Source organism: Rhizobium sp. BK176 (genome assembly GCF_024808055.1).
Genome location: NZ_JANUBV010000004.1, coordinates 325836 through 340057, shown reverse-complemented (window position 1 = coordinate 340057; position 14222 = coordinate 325836). Strand labels below are relative to the sequence as shown.

Annotated in this window: 15 protein-coding genes and 1 tRNA gene; 7 read left to right on the top strand and 9 right to left on the bottom strand. The window is 59.9% G+C overall.

Translation table 11 applies throughout. From position 1 onward, the window contains the following. Nucleotides 1–21 precede the first annotated feature (21 nt). The 3 genes from FHT76_RS17070 to FHT76_RS17060 form a co-directional block, all read right to left on the bottom strand. Nucleotides 22–459: a DUF2948 family protein gene (locus FHT76_RS17070; protein ID WP_183752756.1), complete on the bottom strand. Its 438-nt coding sequence runs from the start codon at nucleotides 457–459 to the stop codon at nucleotides 22–24. 117 nt (nucleotides 460–576) lie between these two features. Beyond that, complete coding sequence (gene murA, locus FHT76_RS17065; RefSeq protein ID WP_016552705.1) at nucleotides 577–1869, bottom strand: UDP-N-acetylglucosamine 1-carboxyvinyltransferase; 1293 nt, start codon at nucleotides 1867–1869, stop codon at nucleotides 577–579. 103 nt (nucleotides 1870–1972) lie between these two features. Further along, entirely contained in the window at nucleotides 1973–2167 is a 195-nt protein-coding gene (locus tag FHT76_RS17060; protein WP_016552704.1) for a hypothetical protein, read from the bottom strand. A gap of 152 nt (nucleotides 2168–2319) precedes the next feature. Here FHT76_RS17060 and FHT76_RS17055 point away from each other — a divergent pair. Continuing rightward, nucleotides 2320–2394, top strand: a tRNA-Thr gene (locus FHT76_RS17055). Nucleotides 2395–2644: 250 nt separating this feature from the next. Beyond that, on the top strand, nucleotides 2645–2782 hold the full coding sequence (locus tag FHT76_RS17050; protein ID WP_183860270.1) for a hypothetical protein: 138 nt from the start codon (nucleotides 2645–2647) through the stop codon (nucleotides 2780–2782). Nucleotides 2783–2963: 181 nt separating this feature from the next. Here the strand turns inward: FHT76_RS17050 and FHT76_RS17045 are convergent, their stop codons facing one another. Further along, the gene (locus FHT76_RS17045) at nucleotides 2964–3212 is read right to left on the bottom strand and encodes a hypothetical protein (RefSeq protein WP_016552701.1); all 249 of its coding nucleotides are present in this window, start codon (nucleotides 3210–3212) and stop codon (nucleotides 2964–2966) included. A gap of 298 nt (nucleotides 3213–3510) precedes the next feature. Between FHT76_RS17045 and FHT76_RS17040 the strand changes: the two genes are divergently transcribed. Beyond that, nucleotides 3511–3753, top strand: coding sequence for a DUF982 domain-containing protein (locus tag FHT76_RS17040; RefSeq protein WP_183752760.1), 243 nt, complete (start codon nucleotides 3511–3513; stop codon nucleotides 3751–3753). A gap of 231 nt (nucleotides 3754–3984) precedes the next feature. Here FHT76_RS17040 and FHT76_RS17035 read toward each other — a convergent pair whose 3' ends face one another. Beyond that, nucleotides 3985–5133: an acyltransferase gene (locus FHT76_RS17035; RefSeq protein WP_183860272.1), complete on the bottom strand. Its 1149-nt coding sequence runs from the start codon at nucleotides 5131–5133 to the stop codon at nucleotides 3985–3987. 151 nt (nucleotides 5134–5284) lie between these two features. Further along, complete coding sequence (locus FHT76_RS17030; protein ID WP_183752764.1) at nucleotides 5285–5542, bottom strand: hypothetical protein; 258 nt, start codon at nucleotides 5540–5542, stop codon at nucleotides 5285–5287. A 467-nt stretch (nucleotides 5543–6009) separates the two neighbouring features. On the opposite strand from FHT76_RS17030, the gene FHT76_RS17025 reads away from it, so the two are divergent. Together FHT76_RS17025 and FHT76_RS17020 are read left to right on the top strand one after the other, a co-directional pair. Continuing rightward, on the top strand, nucleotides 6010–6288 hold the full coding sequence (locus FHT76_RS17025; RefSeq protein WP_183860274.1) for a hypothetical protein: 279 nt from the start codon (nucleotides 6010–6012) through the stop codon (nucleotides 6286–6288). An 81-nt stretch (nucleotides 6289–6369) separates the two neighbouring features. Continuing rightward, the gene (locus FHT76_RS17020; protein ID WP_183860276.1) at nucleotides 6370–8430 is read left to right on the top strand and encodes an ATP-dependent helicase; all 2061 of its coding nucleotides are present in this window, start codon (nucleotides 6370–6372) and stop codon (nucleotides 8428–8430) included. Between the two features lie 3 nt (nucleotides 8431–8433). On the opposite strand, the gene FHT76_RS17015 is transcribed toward FHT76_RS17020, so the two are convergent. The 3 genes from FHT76_RS17015 to FHT76_RS17005 form a co-directional block, all read right to left on the bottom strand. Beyond that, nucleotides 8434–9498 (bottom strand): enoyl-CoA hydratase/isomerase family protein, encoded by a 1065-nt coding sequence (locus FHT76_RS17015; protein ID WP_183860278.1) that lies wholly within the window; start codon nucleotides 9496–9498, stop codon nucleotides 8434–8436. A 140-nt stretch (nucleotides 9499–9638) separates the two neighbouring features. Then, a complete protein-coding gene (galE, locus tag FHT76_RS17010) occupies nucleotides 9639–10670 on the bottom strand; it encodes a UDP-glucose 4-epimerase GalE (protein ID WP_183860280.1) in 1032 nt (343 codons plus the stop codon). A gap of 292 nt (nucleotides 10671–10962) precedes the next feature. Continuing rightward, the gene (locus FHT76_RS17005; RefSeq protein WP_183860282.1) at nucleotides 10963–11154 is read right to left on the bottom strand and encodes a hypothetical protein; all 192 of its coding nucleotides are present in this window, start codon (nucleotides 11152–11154) and stop codon (nucleotides 10963–10965) included. A 260-nt stretch (nucleotides 11155–11414) separates the two neighbouring features. Between FHT76_RS17005 and FHT76_RS17000 the strand changes: the two genes are divergently transcribed. Both FHT76_RS17000 and cax read left to right on the top strand, forming a co-directional pair. After that, entirely contained in the window at nucleotides 11415–12917 is a 1503-nt protein-coding gene (locus FHT76_RS17000; protein ID WP_183860284.1) for a DUF1254 domain-containing protein, read from the top strand. A gap of 87 nt (nucleotides 12918–13004) precedes the next feature. After that, a complete protein-coding gene (cax, locus tag FHT76_RS16995) occupies nucleotides 13005–14150 on the top strand; it encodes a calcium/proton exchanger (protein ID WP_183860286.1) in 1146 nt (381 codons plus the stop codon). The last annotated feature ends 72 nt before the right edge of the window (nucleotides 14151–14222 follow it).

Genomic DNA, 14222 nt, shown 5'->3' with positions numbered 1-14222 from the left:
TGATAACAGACTAACCAGATCTCAAGCGCCAGGATGACGGGGCTTCGAAGCGGTTTCCCACGCCCCGCCGATATCCGCAAGCTGAACCTCGATGCATTCGACATCCAGCGCAATGGTCGCCGTGCCGGAGAGCGCCAGTTCAACGGTGCCGTCAGGCCCCTCGCCCTTCTGCTCGAAGCGGACGGCCAGCAACGACAAGACGTCGTCGCGGTTCTGGCGATCGATGCCGGTGGAGCGCACCGCAAGCACGCGTTTGAAGACAACAGCGGCGCGGCGGCGCTCGAAACCCTTGCGCTTCTTGCCGGCTTCCTCCCACGCGAAGCGATTGACCGCGACCGAGAACTGCCCCTCGCGCGGCGACCAGGCGATATCGGCGACCTTGAAGACGCTATCCTGCAAATGCGTGGAGACAACGGCAAGATCTTCGCTATCGAGCGCAACCAGCCTCAGATCAGTCATGCAGGCATTACCCCATCGCCAATGCATCGCCGGAATGGCGATGCGTCAGACAACGGACATAAGGCGCGGCAACGCGATGCGCAACCGGGCTTAAGGGCGAATTTGACGCCCTTTTGGTTACTCGCTGACGCGCTCGACAATGGCGCCGCAGCGGGTGAGCTTTTCTTCCAGCCGTTCGAAGCCGCGATCGAGGTGATAAACGCGGGATACCATCGTCTCGCCTTCGGCGGCAAGGCCGGCAATGACGAGCGAAACAGACGCGCGCAGGTCGGTTGCCATGACGGGCGCACCCTTCAGCCGCGGAACACCTTCGATCTTCGCGGTCTGGCCCGACAGCGAGATCTTGGCGCCGAGGCGCGCCAGTTCCTGCACGTGCATGAAGCGGTTTTCGAAGATCGTCTCGGTGACATGCGAGATGCCGGTCGAACGCGTCATCAGCGCCATGAACTGCGCCTGCAGATCGGTCGGGAAGCCCGGGAACGGATCAGTGACGATATCGACCGGCTTGATGCCGGCGCCATTGCGGCGGATGCGCATGCCGTTGTTGGTCGGCGAAATTTCCGCGCCGGCGCGGCGAAGCGTTTCAAGCGCCGTGTCGAGCAGAGCGACATCGGTGTTTTCGAGAACCACGTCCCCCCCGGCCATGGCGACGGCCATGGCGTAGGTGCCGGTCTCGATGCGATCTGGCAGCACGCGGTGGCGCGCGCCGGAGAGCGAGGTGACACCTTCGATGGTGATCGTGCTCGTGCCGGCACCCGAAATTTTTGCACCCATGGCGATCAGGCAATTGGCGAGGTCGACGACTTCGGGCTCCCGGGCGGCGTTGCCGATCACGGTCGTGCCGCGGGCAAGGGTTGCAGCCATCATCATCACGTGGGTCGCACCGACCGATACCTTCGGGAAGGTATAGCGGGCGCCAATCAGGCCGCCTTGCGGGGCCGTCGCATTGATATAGCCGCCGTCGATCTCGAGGTTCGCACCGAGCGCCGTCAGGCCATCAAGGAACAGGTCGACGGGACGCGTGCCGATTGCGCATCCGCCCGGCAGCGAGACGCGGCACTGGCCTTCGCGCGCCAGCAGCGGGCCGATGACCCAGAAAGAGGCGCGCATCTTGGACACCAGCTCATAGGGAGCGGTGGTGTCGACGATGGTGCGGCAGGTGAAGTGGATGGTGCGCGAGTAGGCGTCTTCCTGGCGTTCGCGGCGGCCGTTGACGGCGACGTCGACGCCGTGATTGCCGAGGATACGCATCAGAAGCTCGACATCGGCCAGATGCGGCACGTTTTCGAGCGTCAGTGTATCGCTGGTGAGCAGCGAGGCGATCATCAGCGGCAGGGCGGCATTCTTGGCGCCGGAAATCGGAATGATGCCGTTAAGCTCATTACCGCCGACAATTCTAATACGATCCATGGGCGCTTACGGGCGGTGCCCGCCTTTCTGAAAGGCTGTCTGAAAAAAGATGCGGGTGTTTAGACGAAATTAGCGGGGGCTTCAATTCGCCGTGAACGGAACATTACGATTCGTCCATTTTTGCGGCAGGCAGGCCATCCGTCTCATCTGCCTGCCCCGAACGGCGGGCGCGGGTCTGCTGTTTGCGGCGGGACAGATTTTCGCGAAGTTTTTCGGCAGCACGCTCGCGGCGCAACTCCGCCTGGCGTTCGATCGCCGCCTTCCGGCTCTTCTGGCCTTTTTCGGTGTTCTCGGTCATGCCGCAGCCTTACCCGAATTTGCGCCAATCCAAAAGTGGCCCGACCTCAATCTACACAAAGATGGAAATTGCGGCTTGCGCTTATCATGAAGCTGTGGCAATAGCCCCCCCGTTCACGCAATGCAGCCGCTTCGGTTGCGCGTCTGGTCCTTGCTGCCGTAGCTCAGTGGTAGAGCACACCCTTGGTAAGGGTGAGGTCGGTGGTTCAATCCCACTCGGCAGCACCAGTTTTCTCCCGCGAAATCGACAAAACAGCACTCACGAACCTGAAGATCACGTCGTATAGCTCTCGTCCAGCGACCGCAGACGCTTGCCGTCATGCGTTCTGAGATGGTACTCGACCTCACGCGGCCGACATCAACACTTGACGGGCTGCGGTAGGGGCATTGGGAGCTTCGAAAGCGACTGACACCTGATCACAGGCTGCGTAGCGATCCCATGCCCGTGTAGACAAGAAGCTGACTGAAAGTCGACCCTATGAGCAATGACAACGACGATCAGCCATCAAACACCGGATGGGTAGGGAAAGCAATTATTGTTGTGGCCATGGCACTTGCGGTCGTGGTCGCGATCGGAGGCGCGGTGGCGGTCTACAAGGCGACATTTATCCCGTAATCAACAAGCCTGCCGGCCCGGCCGAAAGCGCGACACGACCGGCCTGCGAGATGCCAGCGGAAAGCAATGCCTACTCGACTACACCTGCGTCTACGATCCGGATTCCGTCTACAACTTCCATTCGGAGTTGAAGGCACCGCAAAGTCGTTGGCCTAACATCCAAACTGATTTGACGACAGGATCAGGCGTCGAAATGCCAATCCTTCGTGGGGCGGGATGACAGATAATCGGACGCATCGAGGTCCTGGATCATCTGCCTAAGGGTTCGGACCGTCTCCTCGAATGTCGCAAGCTTGGCGTCGGTGACGTCCACGTTGCTGCCCGTTGCCTCGTCGACTTCGAGCCATCGCTGCTTGCCACGCCGCATGGATACCACCATGGAAACATACTTCTGGCATTCCGCATTCAGCACGTTTTTGAGGTCCTGCATTACCGATCTCCAACGCTGACAAGGGGCGACTGACGTTGAGCTTTTGATGGTTGCACAAAGTGCCGGATTCAGCCAGTTAAAAGTGCAAGCAACAGATCCGCTATCGCCAACGAGAAAATAACGCTTCGCGACGCAAAAAGATCGGATAGGCGGCCGGAGAATGAGGGGAGACCCGGGCAGCGGTTTTCCCGTTTGCGGACGTCGAAAATATCGCTAAAATACCTTCTGCATGAGGCCTTCTAGAGGAACGCGGAGGCCGATTCGCACGTTTTGGCCTAAGCATGGAGGAAAGACGCCGATGGCCGTAGAGAAATGGAATGACCCTATCCACGTGGGGTTCGAAAGCACCGGCGCGCGCACGATCCTCGGGCCCTTGGACGCGCTGAAGTGCTTGGCGGACCTGTGGCCGAACGCCCGCGGACTACGCTACCTGAAGGCAAGAAGCACATGCAGGGCAGCCCTCGATGGTCGTAAGACGGTCGAAGAGGCGCGCGCGGAATTTGTAGCGGCGGCAGAAGAAGCCAAGCTGAAGGTCAATTGAGCAACAGCAGCCGGCGGTCGCCGGCCCATCATTATCGATAGCCTGTGCCGGAACAGGCCAATAGTTTATTTTTATTTAACCCTCGGCGACGCCAGCTGTTGGGATCGTGGTGAAGTTCATTGCCATTCAGGCACGTCCCTCAATAGAACATCGGCAGCCATCATGATGATGGTCAGAGGCTCGTCACCCTCTGCGAAAGCAGACGAGCCTCGATTGCAATAGCTCGCCCCATCACGCCGGCTCGAGCCGGCGCCCGCGGATCCTTTCAAGAACCTTACGCCCGAGCTTCTGACCCGGTCCCTCGATACGGGTGAAGCCCAGGTATGCAAGCACATAGGCCGTCGGCAAAAGAGCGGCGACAACGATCGCAAATCGTTCCGGTGCGGAAATCCCAGCCCCGAAATGCCTGATGACGAACGCGGCGATCGGCTGCAGCAACAGCAGATGGATCAGGTAAACGCCGAACGAAAGCTCGCCCAGCCAATGGCAGAAGCGATTTCCCATGAGTGACGAAACGCGGTCGCCAAGCTTTCCAATCAGGCCCGGCAGCAGGTGGTAATGCACCAAGGCGAAGAAGCCGACGACGAGAAGCAGCCGGACGCCGATCTTCGTCGTGGTCATATCGCCGCCGATCGGAATCATCACCAGAATGACTGCCAAGAGGCCGTTCATGACGGTTTGCCGCGGCGTCACGAACAACCCATTGGCGATCAGCATGCCGCACAGGAAAACGTGCATCTTCAGTGGCAGGAAAGACGGCATCGGAAAGTCGATATGCGCAGCCTGGATCGCCTTTGCGATTACAAAGCCCATAAGCGCAATCAAGGCGGCGCCCGGCAGCCATCTGGTTTTCCTCAAGAGCAGCATCGCAATCGGAAACACGGTATAGAACTGCATTTCCAGACCGAGGCTCCAATCCGGCAACGCCGTGCGGAACGCGTAAGCGGGATGCAGCCCGAAGAGGAAGCTCAGGTGCATGAGAAGATTACGCAGGCTGTCGTCCAGATAGCGCTCCGGCAATTGCGGGCCATGCGCGAGAAACGTGTCGATGACCATGCGGGCTTGATAGAGCTGCGGACCTAGAAGCAGCGCCACACACAGCATCACATAATAGAGCGGCGCGATGCGAAAAAAGCGCTTCAACCAGAAGCCGAACCAGGTGGCCGGCTTTTCCCAGGGGTTGGCCGTCTCGCGCAGCCGATAGTGAAAGACCATCAGAAAGCCGGACAGCATAATGAAGAGGTCGACGCCCAAATCCGGCGACGAAAGGATCGGAAGGTGCCAGCCCGTCAATTGCAGACTGTGGCCGAGGAGGACCCAGAGCGCGGCTAGCCCGCGCAGCCCGTCGAGGCATCCGATCCGCTTGCTCTCAATGATCATAGGGTATCCTTCTGGTTGAGGCTCAGCTTCGCGGGAAGCTAACGCAATGTGCTGCAATGCACAACGCGCAACCAGAAAAGTTGATCGACGCCCTTGGGAAGCGCCGACCTTGGCTACCTTATTTCAGGGATTCCATGACGAAATGAGGCGATCAACAACGATCGTCGCTCTGCACCTCGAGATAGCCGACACCGATAATGGTGCCGTCAAACGATCGAATGAACGAGGGAACATAGTGTGTCGCCGGCTCGGTGCAGGACACGGAGCCAGTGTATTCGTTCATTGCCATTTCATCCCGAGGCAGGGCGGAGTAGTCGCTCGTAATCTCGAGCGAAGCCGAAGCTGGGGTGATGAAGGTCCCTATTGCCAGCGCAAATGCCGGCACTCCCAATCGAAGAAGTCTTTGCATGCGCTTCTCCCGTGTTTTGATTACAAGCATTAACTAATGAAAAGCGCTTTTAGTTCCAGTGCCGCCGCTACTACTTTCGCACAGTTAATTCTTCGTATTTTCGATCAGGCTAAATTGTATGATTTTACATAATGATAGTCGGATGTTTCCGGGCACCCAGCTACATGCTGTATGCGCGCGCCAAAACGGATGACCTTACAGTATTATATTTGGGTAGGCCGCCTAATGCCCGCAGCTGCGGCCCTGGGCATAGCCCCTTGCGAGCAAGGCTCCCGCCAGACCAAACGGTCCGTCCGACGTAACCCTTCCTCTGATAGAAAAGCCCGCATCGACTGACGCCATGCTGGCGCTTTAGTCGGGCTGCACCAATCTATACTCGAAAGAATCTCACCGATGCCGGTGCAAGCTACTTGGCGTCTCGACCGGCCGGGCCATATATACCAACGGCTTGGGTGGGGGTTGCAACGATGAGACGTCTGCTTCCGACAATTCTATCGCTCGTCATGCTATCGAGCTGCACGACGGACAGTTCGACCGAGGTTCAGCCAATTCCGGGAAGCATCACCTATGGCGGGCAGCCGCGCACGAAGCTGACCAAGTCTCCGCCGGGCAGTGCCATCTACAATTCGTTCTATGACTCCACCGGCAGCAGGGTCAAAGAGACCTATATCCTTCAACCGGATCGCAGCCTGAAGCTCGTGCGACGCGTCATCGTGCCCGATTTCCCCTCACGAGGCGGTTCTTGACACACGCGCCGTTCGAGAACATTCAAGGAACGTCGAATATTTTCGCGGGGCGATTCTCCGCCGAAGCAACCGGACGGCTGAATGTATCTTGAAAAGCTCAATCCGCAGCAGCGCGCGGCCGTCGAATACGGCACGCTCACTGACGGCAGCCACGTTGCCGGCCCGCTGTTGGTGATCGCCGGCGCTGGTTCGGGCAAAACCAACACCCTGGCGCACCGTGTTGCGCACCTGATCGTCAAGGGCGCCGATCCACGCCGTATCCTTCTGATGACGTTCTCCCGGCGGGCGGCCGCCGAGATGGCGCGGCGTGTCGAGCGTATCTGCGCCCAGGTACTCGGCAGCAATTCCGGGATCATGGCGGATGCGCTGGCCTGGAGCGGAACCTTTCACGGGATCGGGGCGCGGCTCCTGCGCGACTACGCCGAGCAGATCGGCATCGACCCCGCCTTCACGATCCATGACCGGGAAGACAGCGCCGATCTGATGAACCTCATCCGGCACGAACTCGGCTTCTCGAAGATGGAGAGCCGATTTCCGACCAAAGGCACCTGCCTTGCGATTTATTCGCGCGTCGTCAATTCGGAAGGTGAACTTGGTCTCGTTCTGCGCGACGCCTTCCCCTGGTGCTCGGCCTGGGAGAACCAGCTGCGAGACCTCTTCGGCGCCTATGTCGAGGCCAAGCAGAGCCAGAACATTCTGGATTACGATGATCTGCTGCTCTACTGGGCGCAGATGGTCAGCGAACCGATGATCGCGGACGATATCGGCAACCGCTTCGATCATGTCCTTGTCGACGAGTACCAGGATACGAACCGGTTGCAGGCGTCGATCCTGCTCGCATTGAAGCCCGGCGGGCAAGGCCTGACTGTCGTCGGCGACGATGCGCAGTCAATCTATTCCTTCCGCGCCGCCACCGTGCGCAACATCCTCGACTTTCCCGCGGCGTTCAGTCCGTCGGCCAACGTCATCACGCTTGATCGCAACTACCGCTCGACGCAGACAATCCTCGCTGCGGCGAACGCCGTGATCGACCTCGCCTCGGAACGCTTCACCAAGAACCTCTGGACCGAGCGCCAGTCGGCTCAGCGTCCGAGGCTCGTCACCGTGCGCGATGAAACCGAACAGGCGCGATATGTCGCCGACAAGGTGCTGGAGAACCGCGAAGAAGGCGTGACGCTCAAGCAGCAGTCGGTGCTCTTCCGCGCCTCGCATCACAGCGGCGCGCTGGAGGTCGAGCTCACCCGCCGCAACATCCCGTTCGTGAAGTTCGGCGGGCTGAAGTTCCTCGACAGCGCCCATGTGAAGGACATGATGGCTGCCCTGCGCTTTGCCCAGAACCCCCGCGATCGCGTCGCCGGCTTCCGGTTGATGCAGTTGCTCCCCGGCGTCGGGCCCTCGACGGCGCAGCGCGTCATCGACCAGATGGCGGCAGATGCGAGCCCGATGCAGGCGCTTGCCGAACTGCCGGCCCCTCCCCGTTCGGGCGAGGATTGGACGGCCTTCGTTGCGATGCTGCAGGAGGTGAAGACCGGAAAGGCCGGCTGGCCGGCGGAGATCGGCCTTGTCCGCGAATGGTATTCGCCGCATCTCGAACGCCTGCACGACGACGCCTCGACCCGCCAGGCCGACCTTTTGCAACTCGAGCAGATTGCCAGCGGCTATCCTTCCCGTGAGCGCTTCCTGACGGAGCTGACGCTCGACCCGCCGGATGCCACCAGCGACCAGGCAGGCGTGCCGCTGCTCGACGAGGATTATCTTATCCTCTCCACGATCCATTCCGCCAAAGGGCAGGAATGGACACGCGTATTCATGTTGAACGTCGTCGATGGCTGCATCCCCTCCGACCTTGCGGTCGGCACGAGCGCCGAGATCGAGGAAGAGCGGCGACTGCTGTATGTCGCGATGACGCGCGCCAAGGACAATCTCGACCTCGTCGTGCCGCAACGCTTCTTCACGCACGGCCAGAACGCGCAGGGTGATAAGCATGTCTACGCCTCGCGCACGCGCTTCATCCCGGCAACCTTGCTGCAGTTCTTCGAGGTGGTCGGCTGGCCGCAATCGAGAGCCGACGGCGGCGCGTCGCACCAGGCGCGGCAAGTGCGTGTCGATGTCGGCGCGCGCATGCGCGGCATGTGGCGCTGAAGCTCAGAGCGCGAGCGGCGGCTCGGCGGGCCGGAAGAAGGCATCGATCGCCGCCTGGTCGACCGCTTCCGGTGTCGCCGGCATCCAGTGTGGGTTGCGATCCTTATCGATGATGGCTGCGCGGATGCCTTCGTAGAAATCCGGGCTTTTCAATATCTGCTGACAGGCGCCGAGCTCGTGGTTCAGGCATTCGGCGATGTTTCTGCTCTGCCTTCCCTGACGCAACAAACGAAGCGCAAGCTTCAGACTGGTCGGGGAGCGCGTCTGAATGACCCGCAGTGTTTCGGCGGGAAATTCGCCGGGCTCCTTCTCGAGCGCATGGATGATTTCCTCGACAGTGCCAAAATGAAAGCAACGTTCGATCAGGTCGCGGTTGCTCTTTATGGCGCTCGTCCCCGGATCGCTGGAAAGGTTCTTCAGGACCGCCTCGACATCGCGCGTCCCTGCGTTTCGGGGCAATTCCGCCAGCGTATCAACGACGTCAGGCAGCCGGAAGGACGCGATGTAATGATCGGCCAGCGCGGCATAGATGATATCAGCCGCGTCGACGGTCAGGCCCGTGAGACCCATCCAGGTACCGGCTTCGCCGGGTGCGCGCGGCAGCAGCCAGGTTGCCCCCACATCCGGAAAATACCCAATACCCGTTTCCGGCATGGCAAGCTTGGTTCGCTCCGTCACGACGCGGTGGCGGCCATGCGAGCCGAGGCCGACACCTCCGCCCATGGTGATGCCGTCCATCAGCGCCACATAGGGCTTCGGATAGGTGGCAATCCGGTGATTCAGGCGGAATTCTTCGCGCCAGAAGGTCATAGCCAGATCAGTACCGGCCCGGCCGCTTTCATGCAGTGCGCGGATGTCGCCGCCGGCGCAGAAGCCGCGGTCCCCTTCCCCCGAGGCGATCACGGTGGCGATATTGGCGTCCGCCGCGAAGTCGTCCATTGCATCGGCAAAGGCGCGGACCATGTCGAGTGTCAGGCTGTTCAGCGCACGCGGTCGATTGAGACGGATGATGCCGGCCGAGGCACGCCGTTCGACAATCACCTCACTCTGCTGAACCTCGTCCCGCATGCTGACCTCCTCGTTTCCCGTTGCGCGTTGGTATCACGATCCGGGCTCGCCTTGACGAAAACGGCGCTACCAAGCGTCATGCCACCTTAACGCACTCGACGGCATAGTCGATGGCTGGGACTGGGGATGGGCTTTGTTTCTCAGAACGAGGCGGCGAGCGCCCGGTGAAGGCTTTGCAGATCGTCGACGTTGCGGTTCATCAGGAACAGTTCCCAGTCGAGCGCACTCTGCACGATCGTCTCCAGCGAATCGTGCTTCGGCTTCCAATCCAGAACGCGTTGGGCAAGGCCTGAGTCCGCGACGACACTTGCCGCATCGCCTGGACGCCGCGGCGCTATGTGAACCTTGAAGGAATGCCCGTGCAGGCGTGTGACCATGTTGAGCACGTCGAGCACCGAATAGCCGGTGCCATAGCCGCAATTGGCAACCAGTGAGCCGCTGCCATGGCGCAAATGCTGCAGCGCCTTCAGGTGAGCCGCGGTGAGGTCGCTGACGTGGATGTAGTCGCGGACGCCGGTGCCGTCATGGGTCGGATAATCGATGCCGTAAACCTGCACGCCGCTGCGTTTACCAAGAGCCGCCTCGCAGGCGACCTTGATCAGGTGGGTGGCGCCAGATGTCGATTGGCCCGTACGCCCCAGCGCATCGGCGCCGGCGACGTTGAAGTAGCGCAGCGCGACATAGTCGAAATCGTAGGCCGCCGCCGCGTCCCGCAACATGAATTCCGTCATCAGCTTCGACTGGCCGTAAGGATTTTCGGGATTGAGCGGCGCCGTCTCCTTGACCGGCTCGGACGTCATCTGCGGACCGTAAACCGCTGCCGTCGAGGAGAAGACGAAATGACGGATGCCCGCATTGATTGCGGCGCTCAATAGCGCCCGCGTCTTGCCGGAATTGTTGTCGTAGTAGGCAAGCGGGTCTGAAACGGATACGGGCACGATCGCCGAGCCGGCAAAATGAATGATGGCTTCGATGTCGTTCTCGATGAAGATCGTCTTCAGCAACTGGGCATCGGCGACATCACCGAGATAGAAGCGTGCGCGCGGAGCCACCGCCCAGCGAAACCCGGTCGAAAGGTTGTCCAGCACAACGACGTCTTCGCCTGCATCCAGCAATGTCCAGACCATGTGGCTGCCGATGTAGCCCGCCCCGCCCGTGACTAAAATTGCCATATCCCACATCCCCGCTTCATTCACGCGGGGCATCTGACGCCGTTTTTCCTTTCAGAATCTCCTATCGAATGAGCCCCGAGGGGCTTCCACGCCGGTAAGTTTGACGGCTTGGTTAGGGGCGGATTTCGAGCTCTGTTACAATTTTATGGATGTGCCGTTTCGGGGGGACTATTTTCGAAATCCGTCGCTCCGATCAACCGCCTGTTGCTACGGACCAGACAATGCACCATCGGGGCGCCGGTCGCCTAAGCGGCGATGTGAACGCCGTTGGCGACAACCAACCTTCCAAGTTTCAATCGCGTCGAATGAATGCCGTCAGATCTTCCCAGAGAATGGCTATCCCAACGGCGAACAAACCGATGGGAACCAGGAAGTACAGAGTTCTGACGGGATCAACGGTGAAGAACAGCAGATACAGAAGGCCGTAGATCCCGGCGAGTACCAAAACGGTCCCCAGAACAAGGGAAATTATCTTCCTGACCAAGATGCACCCCCTAAACCTCTAAGGGAATTGCTACACCAAACATGTCCAAGCTGTATAGCCGGTATGCCGGCTGTCTGGGGTCCGAAGGCTGAACGAGGTGACGGGTCTTGGGTAGGGCGCTGTCTTCGGGCTCCCGGCGCTCCGAGCGTCCACGATCGTCCACCCGTTGCAAAATTTACCGTAACGTACTTACGCGAACGCGAAAAGAATGGCCCGATCCACCGGCGAATGATCTGTTCCTCATTCTTAGGAGTTCCCCAATGAACCGGCTTGCGGCTTTGGCGTATGCCTCGCTTCTGACGTCGCTCACGGGCGTTGCACTTTCCATGAGCAATTCGTCGCTCCGTGCGCAGGACGACAGTAAAATCCCTCCTCTCATGGAGCAGATCAACAAGGGAAACTGGCTGCCGCAGCAGGAAGCGGAGTCGCTTCGCGATGAGTTCTACTATCAGAACGCCGTACAAGCCTATGTCCTGACGCTGCCCATTCTCAACACCATCGGCATGCGGGACGGTTCGGAAGCAACCTTCGGCGCCGGCTACAATGTCTTGCCGATCTGGAAGGAGCGCATGGACAGCCGTACATGGGTTCCAACACCCAACGCCGACGTCATCTACTCGATGAGCTATCTCGACCTCAAGAAGGACGGGCCGTTGGTCGTGGCTGCGCCCCCGAACGTCATCGGCATGTTTACTGACTTCTACCAGCACACACTCACCGATGTCGGCGCGATTGGTCCCGACAGGGCGCGGGGCGGGCTATATCTGCTGTTGCCGCCAGATTATGACGGGGAAGTACCGAAGGGCTACTTCGCATTCAAGTCGCCGACATACAACGTCTTCTTGTTCTTCCGCACCATCATGGCAAAGGGAGAGAACGGACCTGACCCGGCTCCCGCCGCCGCAAATGCCGAGCGGACGCGCGTCTACCCCCTCTGGGCTCCGGAGAAGGACGTGAAGCCCATGCAGTTTCCCGACGCCAGCGGCAAGCGCGTCAATATGATGTATCCGACGGGCAGCACCTACTGGACGAAACTGAAGGCGTTCGTCGACTACGAGCCCGTTGCCTCGATCGATCCTGTGACCCGCGGCGTGCTCGCCTCGGTCGGCATCATCAAGGGCCAGCCGTTTGAACCCACCGACAAGCAGAACGCCGCCCTGCAGAAAGCTATCGAAACCGCACCCAAGATGATCCTGGCAAGCCGCCAGCTCGGCCGTCCCGATAAGCGCAATCTGTACTATACGGATCGGCAGTACGAGAACATCTGGGCGGGCGGCACCGCCGAATGGATGCAGGACAGCTATCTGGATGTCTTGCAGCGCGCCTCTTACTTCCAATTCGCCTATTCCTCAGCTCCCGCCATGGTCATGCGAACTCTCGACGCAGGTTCGAAGTATCCATTCACAGCCCGCGATGCGGATGGCGATTTCCTGAACGGCTCGAATTCCTACAAGTTACACCTGCCGCCGCACCCGCCCGCCGCGCTGTTCTGGGCCGTCACAGCGTACAATGTTACCGATGGCTCGATGCCCGAGACAAAGCAGCTCCTGCCGTCGATCAATGCCTTCTACAAGGTGAAGACCAACGATGACGGATCGGTCGACCTCTATTTCGGAGCGACCAAACCAGCGGAGGCTCCTGACAGCAACTGGATCCAGACGGTCGCGGGCCGTGACTTCATTGCCGCTGTGCGTCTCTATGGAACTGGAGTCGAGTTCTTCGACCAGACATGGAAACCGGATGACGTCGTCAAGTTGAAATAGGCTGCACCACACGTTCAAGACGTCGCGACAGCAATTATGAAAGGTGGTAGGCTTCGTCTTGGGTCGCTCCGATTCCGGACAAAAGATATGGGCAATCTTGGGGAAAGGCCTTCCATCGCGCCGCCGTCTTCGGTGGGAAGAGTTGTCATCGACGAAATCCGTCACGCACCGGTTCTCGGGCTGATCGTTTTCGTACCTGTCGTCATTCTTCTGGAACGGATTTTTCCCGATCGCCACACGCTGTTGTTCCTTGCTTCGGTCGTCGCGATCGTACCTTTGGCCGCGCTCCTCAGCCGCGCAACCGAAGCGGTTGCGGCCAGGACCGGAGACGCCGTCGGCGGCTTGCTCAATGCTACGCTCGGGAACCTGACCGAACTCGTGATATCGCTCGCGGCTTTGCAGGCCGGACAATACCTGTTGGTCAAGGCGTCGCTCGCCGGCGCGATCGTCACCAATACCCTGTTCATGCTGGGAGGGTCGTTCCTGCTCGGGGGGCTCAAGCATCACGTTCAGGAATTCAACCGGGTCAATGCTCGCTTTCAGGCCTGCCTGCTATTCCTCGCGACGATTGCTGTCCTGGTTCCTTCACTGATCAGCGAGGTGGACCAGCCTCCCGCACTTGACGTCTCCCAAAAGCTGAGCCTTGGATTGGCGATCCTTCTCATTGCCGTCTATGCGCTGGGCATGTTGTTTTCGTTGCGGACACACCGCGAGCTTTTCGCAAGCGTCAGCCACGCGGAAGAAGACGAAAAGCTATGGCCGCTTGGCCTGAGCATCGCCATATTGATTGTCGTGACGCTGCTGGTCGCACTGGTCAGCGAGATCTTTGTCGGCTCTGTTCAGGCTGCCGCCGAGCACCTCGGGATGACGCCGGCATTTGTGGGTTTCATCGTCGTCGCTTTGGTAGGTGCGGCGGCGGAGATGACCACAGCGTTTTCCGCCGCTCGTGCAAATCGGCTGGACCTCAGTGTCGGGATTGCGCTGGGGAGTGCAGCCCAAATTGCCTTGTTTGTCGCGCCGGTATTGGTGCTCGTCAGCTATTTCATCGGCCCGGAACCCATGACATTGCAGTTTTGGCGGGGCGCCGTGACGATGATGATCGTCGCCGCCTTGGCCGCGGCCCTCTTGTCCAATGGCGGCCGTGGGGCTTGGTATGTCGGCGTCATGGCTCTGGCGCTTTATGCAATTTTCGCGTTCACGTTATTTGTCTTGCCTCCGACTAATCCGTCGTGATGCCACGGGGCCATCCCACGGCAGGCGGGTTGACGAGCGTGTCGCCGAATTACTTCGCCTTCGCATGCCGTC

Excerpts from the sequence above, each read along its gene's own strand:
- FHT76_RS17070 (WP_183752756.1), bottom strand. The coding sequence starts at position 459 with ATGACTGATCTGAGGCTGGTTGCGCTCGATAGCGAAGATCTTGCCGTT.
- murA (WP_016552705.1), bottom strand. The coding sequence starts at position 1,869 with ATGGATCGTATTAGAATTGTCGGCGGTAATGAGCTTAACGGCATCATT.
- FHT76_RS17060 (WP_016552704.1), bottom strand. The coding sequence starts at position 2,167 with ATGACCGAGAACACCGAAAAAGGCCAGAAGAGCCGGAAGGCGGCGATC.
- FHT76_RS17050 (WP_183860270.1), top strand. The coding sequence starts at position 2,645 with ATGAGCAATGACAACGACGATCAGCCATCAAACACCGGATGGGTAGGG.
- FHT76_RS17045 (WP_016552701.1), bottom strand. The coding sequence starts at position 3,212 with ATGCAGGACCTCAAAAACGTGCTGAATGCGGAATGCCAGAAGTATGTT.
- FHT76_RS17040 (WP_183752760.1), top strand. The coding sequence starts at position 3,511 with ATGGCCGTAGAGAAATGGAATGACCCTATCCACGTGGGGTTCGAAAGC.
- FHT76_RS17035 (WP_183860272.1), bottom strand. The coding sequence starts at position 5,133 with ATGATCATTGAGAGCAAGCGGATCGGATGCCTCGACGGGCTGCGCGGG.
- FHT76_RS17030 (WP_183752764.1), bottom strand. The coding sequence starts at position 5,542 with ATGCAAAGACTTCTTCGATTGGGAGTGCCGGCATTTGCGCTGGCAATA.
- FHT76_RS17025 (WP_183860274.1), top strand. The coding sequence starts at position 6,010 with ATGAGACGTCTGCTTCCGACAATTCTATCGCTCGTCATGCTATCGAGC.
- FHT76_RS17020 (WP_183860276.1), top strand. The coding sequence starts at position 6,370 with ATGTATCTTGAAAAGCTCAATCCGCAGCAGCGCGCGGCCGTCGAATAC.
- FHT76_RS17015 (WP_183860278.1), bottom strand. The coding sequence starts at position 9,498 with ATGCGGGACGAGGTTCAGCAGAGTGAGGTGATTGTCGAACGGCGTGCC.
- galE (WP_183860280.1), bottom strand. The coding sequence starts at position 10,670 with ATGGCAATTTTAGTCACGGGCGGGGCGGGCTACATCGGCAGCCACATG.
- FHT76_RS17000 (WP_183860284.1), top strand. The coding sequence starts at position 11,415 with ATGAACCGGCTTGCGGCTTTGGCGTATGCCTCGCTTCTGACGTCGCTC.
- cax (WP_183860286.1), top strand. The coding sequence starts at position 13,005 with ATGGGCAATCTTGGGGAAAGGCCTTCCATCGCGCCGCCGTCTTCGGTG.